The organism is Brevundimonas sp., assembly GCF_036399195.1.
Lineage (GTDB): Bacteria > Pseudomonadota > Alphaproteobacteria > Caulobacterales > Caulobacteraceae > Brevundimonas.
Map to the genome: position 1 here is coordinate 1 of NZ_DASWNO010000037.1, position 8,130 is coordinate 8,130.

Sequence of the window (8,130 nt, forward strand, 5' to 3'; positions counted from 1 at the left end):
TCCCGGACTTGAAGCGCTTCACCAGCCCCTTCGCCTCGATGGCGAAGTCGCCGTGCTTGCCGTGAACCTTGGTGTGTTTGGTCATCGCAGCAGGTCCGCCGGCTGGCTGTTCTTCAGCACGCCCATGGACAGCAGGCCCGACAACATGGCGATGACGATCAGCCCGCCGCCGACGATGACCAGCAGAACCGGCGGCAGGGAGATGATGACCGCGTTGGCCGCGGCGAACAGCGACACAAGCCAAGTCAGCAGGATCGCCGCCCCGACCCCGACGACCCCGACCCAGAAGCTCAGCTCCATGACGATCCGGTTCAACGAGCCCATGCCCACGCCCAGCGCCCTCAGCGAAGCGAACTCCTTGATGTTCGCCATGATGGCGCCGCGCAGCGTCTGCCAGGTGATGGCGATCCCGATGATGGTGCCGAGCACGACGCAGCCGCCGATGATGATGACCAGGATGCCCTCTTCGAACATGGCGGAGGCGTTGGCGTCGGCGAGTTCCTGACGGGTCCAGGCTCTCCAGTCGCCGCGCCCCAGCACATTGAGGTCGGCGGCCACCCGCCGGGCCTGAGTCGGATCACGCAGCTTGAGCATCAGGGGACCGACGCGCGGGCCGTTCGCCCCCTGCCCGAGCATGCGCAGGCTGTCCCGCGACATCACGATCGAGGGCTGCATCATGTTCGGATAACCCTGCGTGATCGCGGCCACGGTGACGGTCGAGCCGTTGAAGAGGGCCTTCTCACCCAGCTTGACACCCAGCTTCGGCAAGGCCGTCTCATCGATGGCGATCGTGTAAGGCTGACGCAGGGCGTCAACCAGTTCCCGGGAATAGTCCGTCGGAATGGTCACGGAGCCGGGCGTCGTGTCGACGATCTGGACGCTGACCTGCTCCTGCTTGGGCGCCCCCTGCCGCGCCCGCTCGGCCTGGCTCATCGTCGGATCGTAGTTCTTGACCGACTGCAGCTGTCCGAAACCGCGGTCGAGCGGCTTCACCTCGACCACCTCTCTGTGGTTGTACACCAACGGGATGAAGCGGCGCGGCACGCCGGACCCGCCGCTCATCAGGTTCTTGGCCCCGGGCTGCATGACGATGACGTCGGCGCGCGACCGCTCTATCTGCGCCGTGAAGCCCTTGCCGATGCCGAGGAATACGCCGGTCATGGCGAGCACGAGCAGGCCGGACAGCGCCAGCGCCATGACGGCGGCCATATAGCGGCGCCACTCGAAGAGCAGCGTGGAGAGTGCGAGCGACATTCTGACGGTCTTGCCCCGGACGATAACCGCTATGTGACGGGCACAAGGGTTTGAACCAAGTTAAATCGGGGTAAGGGGGACCCGTGTTGCGCCAAAGTGCGCGGATGGTGCGATGGACGGGGCCGGTTCATCCGTTCTACGCTCGAATTGATACGTCGGCGGGCCCCGCCGTTCCGGAGATTTCGCATGCTGCTTCGATCCCTGCGCGCCGCCGTTTCGGCGACCGCTTCGCTCGCCACCGTCGCGGGCGCCATGGCCGTCATTGGCGCCGCCTCCCCGGCCCGCGCGGACGAGGGGATGTGGACCTTCGACAACTTCCCGATCCAGACAGTGAACCAGAAATACGGCACCCGGATCGACCAGGCGTGGCTGGATCGGGTGCGCAACGCCTCGGTCCGCATCCAGGGCTGTTCGGCGTCCTTCGTCTCGGACGAGGGCCTGATCCTGACCAACTGGCACTGCGTCGTCGGCTGCTCGCAGGAGCTGTCGGACCCGCAGAACGACTTCGTCAAGAACGGCTTCATGCCCGCCACCCGCGAGGAAGAGCGGCGCTGCCCCGGGCAGACCGCCGAGGTCCTGACCGAGATCACCGACGTGACCGACCGCGTCCTGGCCGCCGGCGCCGGCCTGGAGGGCGCCGCCTTCAACGCCGCCCGCACCGCCGAGACCACCGCCATCCAACGGGAAGGCTGCGGCGACGACCCCAAGCTGACCTGTCAGGTCATCAGCTTCTATCGCGGCGGACGCTACGCCCTGTACAAGTTCCGCAAATACGACGACGTCCGTCTGGTGTTCGCGCCCGAGAACCAGGCGGCCTTCTTCGGCGGCGACCCGGACAACTTCAACTTCCCCCGCTACGCCTTGGACGCGGCCTTCCTGCGCGCCTACGAGGACGGCCGCCCGGCGGTGACCCCCAACTTCCTCAAATGGAACCCGAACGCCCCGGCCGCCGGCGACGTCACCTTCGTGTCCGGCAATCCGGGCTCGACCTCGCGCCTGCTGACCATGAGCCAGCTCGAGCGTCTGCGGGATCAGCAGATGCCGATCACCCTGCTCCAGAGTTCGGAACTGCGCGGGCGGCTGCTCGAATACTCGCTGACCGGCGAAGAGGCGAAGCGGGTCTCCTTCGACCCGATCTTCGGGCTCGAGAACTCGTTCAAGGCTCAGTACGGCCAGCAGGCCGCCCTGACCGATCCCGCCTTCATGGGCGCCAAGCGAGAGGCCGAGGCCGAGCTGCGGGCCCGCGTCGCCGCCGACCCCTCGCTGGTCCAGCGGATCGGCGACCCGTGGGCCGATCTGGAGCGCGTACAGGCGACCGCCCGCGACCTGTACCTGCCGTATCGCCAGCTCGAGACTTCGGCGGGCGGCGGCTCGACCCTGTACCAGATGGCCCGCACCCTCGTTCGGGCCGCGAAGAACCCGACGCTGACGGCGGAGCGGCGCGCCGCGCTCGCCGCCGCCCTGGGGGCCGAGACGCCGATCGATCCGGCGATGGAAGAGCTGCGGATGCGCTACTGGCTGTCCAAGACGCGGGAATACCTGACGGTCGACAATCCGCAGGTGAAGGCTCTGCTGGGCCGCGAGAGCCCCGAGGCTCTCGCTGACCGCCTGATCAGCGGCACCCGGATGACGGACCCCGCGTTCCGCAGCGAGGCGGCCGGCATGACGCTGGAGCAGTTGACCGCCGCCGATCCTCTTCTGGCCTTCATCGCCGCCAACGACGCGGCGGCTCAGTCGGTCGGGCAGCAGTGGGCGTCGCAGGTGAACGCTCCCACCGCGGTGGCGGCGGAGAAGGTCGCCCAGGCCCGGTTCGCCGTGTACGGGACCAACCTGTACCCCGACGCCACCTTCAGCCTGCGTCTGTCCTATGGCCGGGTCGAAGGCTGGACCCGCAACGGCGTCACCATCCCGCCCTTCACCACCATCGGCGGCCTGTACGAGCGCGCGACCGGATCCGAGCCGTTCAACGCCGCCCAGGCCTTCCTCGACGCCGAGGGCCGGGTGAACAAGGACACGGTGTTCGACTTCACCTCGACCAACGACATCATCGGCGGCAACTCGGGCTCGCCGGTGATCAACGCGGCCGGCGAGGTGATCGGCGCGGCCTTCGACGGCAACATCCACTCGCTGGGCGGCGCCTACGGTTACGATGAGGCGCTGAACCGGACGGTCAGCGTCTCCACCGCGGCCATCACCGAAGCCCTGCGGACCGTCTATCCGCAGCCGCGCCTGCTGGAAGAGCTGGGGGTTCGGTAGCGGGTCCCTGTCTCCTCCCTGTTGGCGCAGCCAATGGGGAGGGGGACCACGAAGTGGTGGAGGGGTTGGTTCCCCAACCGCCAATCGTGGGATAGCCTGAAATCGTAGACACCGGAGGGGTCCGCGCACCGCGTCGGCCCCTCCACCACTTCGTGGTCCCCCTCCCCATCGCGGGCGATGGGGAGGAGACAGAAAATGCGCCTCACCCCCGCCCTCGCCGCCGCCCTGCTGACCCTCGTCGCTGGAGCCGCCGCGCCGGCCGCGGCCGACGAGGGCATGTGGACCTTCGACAACTTCCCGATCGCCCGCGCCAATCAGGCGCTGGGAACGCGCATCGACCAGGCCTTTCTCGACAAGGTGCGGCTGAGCTCCGTGCGGTTCGGCGGCTGTTCGGCGGGCGTCGTCTCCGACCAAGGCCTGGTGCTGACCAACAACCACTGCGTCGCCACCTGCGTGGCCAATCTGTCCACCCAGGCGGTGAACTACGCCGAGACCGGCTTCACCCCCCGCACCCGCGAGGACGAGCTGAAATGCCCCGGCGGCACGGCCGAGATCCTGACGGACATCAGCGATGTGACCCAGCGCATGCAGGCGGCCGGCGCCGGACTGGAGGGTCAGGCCTTCACCCGCGCCCGCGACGCCGAGGCGGGACGGATCGAGCAGGAAGCCTGCGGCGGCGACGCGAACAAGCGCTGTCAGGTCGTGACGCTGTACCGGGGCGGTCAGTTCAAGCTGTACACCTACAAGAAATACTCCGACGTGCGGCTGGCGTGGGCGCCCGAGGACCGGGCGGCGACCTTCGGCGGCGATCTGGACAACTTCAGCTTCCCGCGCTTCGCCATCGATGCGGCCTTCATCCGCCTGTACGAGAACGGCGCGCCGGCAGTGACGCCGACCCACTTCACCTGGAAGGCCGACCAGCCGGTCGAGGGCACGCCGGTGTTCGTGGCGGGCAGCCCGGGCGCGACGCAGCGGCTGCTGACGCAGGACCAGCTGATGACCATCCGCGACGTGGTCCTGCCGATGGACCAGCTGATCGCCTCGGAACTGCGCGGGCGGCTGATCCGGTTCTCGGAAGAGAGCGACGAGAACGCCTTCATCGCCATGGATCCGATCGTCGGGCTGGAGAACACCTACAAGCGCGGGCTCGGCCGTATGCGGGCGCTGACCGACGCCGACTTCATGCGCATGAAGGCCGAAGCCGAAACGGACTTCCGGGGACGCACGTCAGGGGTCGATCCGTGGACGGCCTTGAGCGCGGTGCAGCCCGCCCTGCGCGAGCTGTATGCGCCGATGGCGCTGCTGGAAGGCGGCACCGGCGTGGGCACCACGCCCGTCGCCGGCGGCTCGCAGCTGTTCCTCTGGGCCCGCACCCTGGTGCGCGGGGCGCAGGAGCGCGAGAAGCCCTCGGCCGAGCGCCTGCCCGAATTCTCCGACAGCCGTCTGGCGGCCGTCCAGTCCGGCCTGTTCGCCGAACGCCCCGTCTATCCCTCGCTGGAGCAGGTGCGGCTGGAATGGTGGCTGTCCAAGACGCGCGAATGGCTGACGGTCGACGATCCGCGCGTGCGCGGCCTGCTGGGCTCGGAGTCGCCCGAGCAGCTGTCCCAGCGGCTGGTCGCCGGCTCGACGCTGGCCGATCCGGCGGTGCGCCGGGCGCTGTGGGAGGGCGGCCTGGCGGCCGTCGAGGCGTCGCAGGACCCGATGATCCGGTACCTGCTGTCGATTCAGGACGAGACTCGCGCGGTGCGTTCGGACTGGGAGACCCGTGTCCAGGCGCCGACCGACCGCGCCTCGGAGCAGCTGGCCGCCGCCCGCTTCGCCGCCTATGGCGACGCCGTCTATCCCGACGCGACGGGGACCCTGCGTCTGACCTGGGGCAAGATCGAGGGGTCGGACGTTCCGGGGCAACGCTGGGGTCCCTTCACCACCTTCGGCGGCCTGTGGGACCGCGCCACGGGCGCGGCTCCGTTCGACGTGGCGCCGAAGCTGCTGGCCGCCCGAGGCCGGATCGATCCCGCAACGGTGCTGAACATGGCGGTGTCGTCCGACACCATCGGCGGCTCGTCGGGCTCGCCGGTCGTGACGGAGGCGGGCGAGATCGTCGGGGCGAACTTCGACTCCACCGTCCTGACCCAGCGCAACGCCTATGGCTACGACCGCAACGTCAACCGCTCGGTGATCGTGACCACGGGCGCGGTGACGACGGCGCTGCGGGACGTGTACGGGATGCAGCGGCTGGTGGAGGAGTTGGGGGCAGAATAGGGAACAGGGATTAGGGACTAGGGATGAGGAGAGGCTCCGGCTCAGAACCTCATCCCTAATCCCTGTTCCCTCATCCCTAAAGCTGGCTCATCTTCTGCCGCGCCTTGGCGAAATACTGCCAGCCGGTCCAGACGGTGACGATGGCGGCGAGCCAGATCAGCACATAGGCGAAGGTCTGGAAGTGCGGCTGCCACTCCAGCGGCAGGCCGAAGCCGTCCCACAGAAGCACCATCTGCAGGCAGCCCAGCGCCACCATCTGCAGGGTGGTCTTCCACTTGGCCAGCAGGGTGACGGGCAGCTTGACCTTGCCGGCCACGGTCTCGCGCAGGGCCGAGACGGCGAACTCGCGGAACAGGATCAGGCCGCAGGGGATGGCGATCTGCGGCAGGGCGCCCCAGGCCAGCACGCCGAGAATGGCGCCGGTCACGAGGATCTTGTCGGCGATCGGATCGAGGATGGCGCCCCAGCGCGTGGTCGCGTGCCAACGCCGGGCCAGATAGCCGTCGACCCAGTCGGTCGAGGCGGCCACGACGAAGATGACGAAGGCGGTGCGGCCGAAGCGGAATTGGTCGTCCGGGCTGAGGTATTCCGACAGCATGGGAACGCCCTGCGGCGCCGCCCCCGCCAGGATCAGGAACATGATCACCCCCGCGATCAGGCGCAGGCCGGTCAGGATGTTCGGAATGGGATTGGCGTGGGGATTGGGGGTCATGAAAGGGCTCCGCTGCCTTCAACGCCGATCTGCCACGCTTCGCTGCATGAAGCGAGCAAAGCGGGCCAAGTCAGTCCAGGGCCACGAACCGTCCCGGGCCGCGCATCGAGCGCAGGACGCCGTCGGCGATGCCGAAATGGACGCCGCTGAGCGCCAGCGTTCCGGCCGCCTCGCGCTCGGCGATCCAGGGGAAGGTGCGCAGGTTGTCGAGCGACAGCCGCACCACCGCCTCCTCCGCGGCCTGTTCGGCCTCTTCAGGCGGACACGCCTCGCAGACGCGCCGCACCACCGGAGCTCCTTGCGCGACCCACGGGGCCACGAAGTCGCGGCAGTTGTCGGGCGCGCCATGGCGCATGGCGTTGACCCCGCCGCAGTGGGCGTGGCCCATGACCATGATGCGCGAGACGCCCAGCACCTTGACCCCGAATTCCAGCGCCGCCGACACGCCGTGCAGGCCGCCGTCCGGTTGATAGGGCGGCACCAGATTGGCGACGTTGCGGACGACGAAGAGTTGGCCGGGGGCGGTGTCGAAGATCAGGGCGGGGTCCGCGCGGCTGTCGGAACAGGCCACCACCAGCGTGTGCGGCCGCTGACCCTCGGAGGCCAGCGCTTCGTATTCGGCCTTCGCTTCGGCCCAGTGGCCCTCGCGGAAGCGGCGGTAGCCGGACAGCAGGATGTCGCGCGATTCTTCGGTCATGCCGCCGCTATAGCCGCTCGGCAAGCGTCAGGGGAGAGGCGCGCGACAAGCTTCGCCGCGCGGATTGTCTCAGGGCGTGAACTGGATGGTGCGGGCAAACTGCACGTCGCGCGGGCCGGCATCGACCCGGGCGTCCCGCATCAGGGCGACGGCGGCCTCGCCGAAGCCCATGCCGGGATGGGTCTCGCCCAGCACCCGGCAGCCCTCAACCCGGCCATCGGCGCGGGCGGTGCATTCGAGGGTGACGGCGACCCCGGCGAGGATCGCGCTCGATGAGGCGGGCCGCGCCGACGCGGCGGTCGGCTGAACAGCCTTGGTCGGCTTGACGCTTTGGGGCGTGGCGTCCCAGAGCATGGCGGCGGCTAAAACGAACTCGATCATCACGGGACCCTTCTCTGGGTCGTTAAGATTCGAGCGGCGGTTCCGTTCCTAAGGCCAAGGTCGGAAATCCGACGTTTGACGCCGCGAGGGCGCCGATCGATCAGCGGCCTGGCAAAAGTCGCCAAGGGGCGGGAGGCGAACCAGGCGCGCGCGCCTAGGGGGGAAGCCCGCCGCCTCCTGACAAGGCGGCGGGCTTCGATGTGGTCCTATCGGTTCATCGTCGTGGTGGTCGTCGGGTGCGTGCGGACATCGTCGTCACGGCGCTTCCGGAGTCCCAGCAGGCCGGCGAGGCCGATGATCCCGATCCAGCCCCAATCCATGTCGTCGTCTTCTTCTTCGACGGGGGCCACGGCGGTGTCGGTGTAGGTCGCGCCCGTGTCCGGCGCAGTCGGCGGCGTTTGAGCGGCGGCCGCTCCGGCGGCGAGGACGACGGTGGCCGCGGTGGCCGCTAGCAGCTTGTTATTCATGGGATTGCCCTTCCAAGGTTCTCCGCCATGTGTGGCGTAGCGCACAAAGCCTCTGACCGAGGGCCGGGTTCCGGTGGACGTGCATTCGAGAGCCGCCCGGT

General features: G+C 68.8%; 7 protein-coding genes. 2 read left to right on the top strand and 5 right to left on the bottom strand.

The genetic code is table 11. The annotated features are described in order from the left end of the window. Window positions 1-81 precede the first annotated feature (81 nt). Window positions 82-1,254 carry an ABC transporter permease gene (locus VGB60_RS02130; protein ID WP_331036632.1) on the bottom strand — a complete coding sequence of 391 codons (1,173 nt, stop codon included), beginning with the start codon at window positions 1,252-1,254 and terminating at the stop codon, window positions 82-84. Between the two features lie 186 nt (window positions 1,255-1,440). Here VGB60_RS02130 and VGB60_RS02135 point away from each other — a divergent pair, with 186 nt between their 5' ends. Both VGB60_RS02135 and VGB60_RS02140 read left to right on the top strand, forming a co-directional pair. Then, window positions 1,441-3,510 carry a S46 family peptidase gene (locus VGB60_RS02135; protein ID WP_331036633.1) on the top strand — a complete coding sequence of 690 codons (2,070 nt, stop codon included), beginning with the start codon at window positions 1,441-1,443 and terminating at the stop codon, window positions 3,508-3,510. Window positions 3,511-3,705: 195 nt separating this feature from the next. After that, window positions 3,706-5,772 (top strand): S46 family peptidase, encoded by a 2,067-nt coding sequence (locus VGB60_RS02140; protein WP_331036634.1) that lies wholly within the window; start codon window positions 3,706-3,708, stop codon window positions 5,770-5,772. Window positions 5,773-5,848: 76 nt separating this feature from the next. On the opposite strand, the gene pgsA is transcribed toward VGB60_RS02140, so the two are convergent. The 4 genes from pgsA to VGB60_RS02160 form a co-directional block, all read right to left on the bottom strand. Beyond that, complete coding sequence (pgsA, locus tag VGB60_RS02145; RefSeq protein WP_331036635.1) at window positions 5,849-6,484, bottom strand: CDP-diacylglycerol--glycerol-3-phosphate 3-phosphatidyltransferase; 636 nt, start codon at window positions 6,482-6,484, stop codon at window positions 5,849-5,851. Window positions 6,485-6,554: 70 nt separating this feature from the next. Then, the gene (locus VGB60_RS02150; protein WP_331036636.1) at window positions 6,555-7,181 is read right to left on the bottom strand and encodes a carbonic anhydrase; all 627 of its coding nucleotides are present in this window, start codon (window positions 7,179-7,181) and stop codon (window positions 6,555-6,557) included. Between the two features lie 69 nt (window positions 7,182-7,250). Beyond that, window positions 7,251-7,562, bottom strand: coding sequence for a TonB family protein (locus VGB60_RS02155; protein WP_331036637.1), 312 nt, complete (start codon window positions 7,560-7,562; stop codon window positions 7,251-7,253). Between the two features lie 206 nt (window positions 7,563-7,768). Continuing rightward, window positions 7,769-8,029, bottom strand: a complete 261-nt coding sequence (locus VGB60_RS02160; protein ID WP_331036638.1) for a WGxxGxxG family protein — start codon at window positions 8,027-8,029, stop codon at window positions 7,769-7,771. Window positions 8,030-8,130 lie beyond the last annotated feature (101 nt).

What these genes read in the sequence shown, in the direction of transcription:
- VGB60_RS02155 (WP_331036637.1), bottom strand. Translation starts at nt 7,562, where the DNA reads ATGATCGAGTTCGTTTTAGCCGCCGCCATGCTCTGGGACGCCACGCCC.
- VGB60_RS02160 (WP_331036638.1), bottom strand. Translation starts at nt 8,029, where the DNA reads ATGAATAACAAGCTGCTAGCGGCCACCGCGGCCACCGTCGTCCTCGCC.
- VGB60_RS02135 (WP_331036633.1), top strand. Translation starts at nt 1,441, where the DNA reads ATGCTGCTTCGATCCCTGCGCGCCGCCGTTTCGGCGACCGCTTCGCTC.
- VGB60_RS02150 (WP_331036636.1), bottom strand. Translation starts at nt 7,181, where the DNA reads ATGACCGAAGAATCGCGCGACATCCTGCTGTCCGGCTACCGCCGCTTC.
- pgsA (WP_331036635.1), bottom strand. Translation starts at nt 6,484, where the DNA reads ATGACCCCCAATCCCCACGCCAATCCCATTCCGAACATCCTGACCGGC.
- VGB60_RS02130 (WP_331036632.1), bottom strand. Translation starts at nt 1,254, where the DNA reads ATGTCGCTCGCACTCTCCACGCTGCTCTTCGAGTGGCGCCGCTATATG.
- VGB60_RS02140 (WP_331036634.1), top strand. Translation starts at nt 3,706, where the DNA reads ATGCGCCTCACCCCCGCCCTCGCCGCCGCCCTGCTGACCCTCGTCGCT.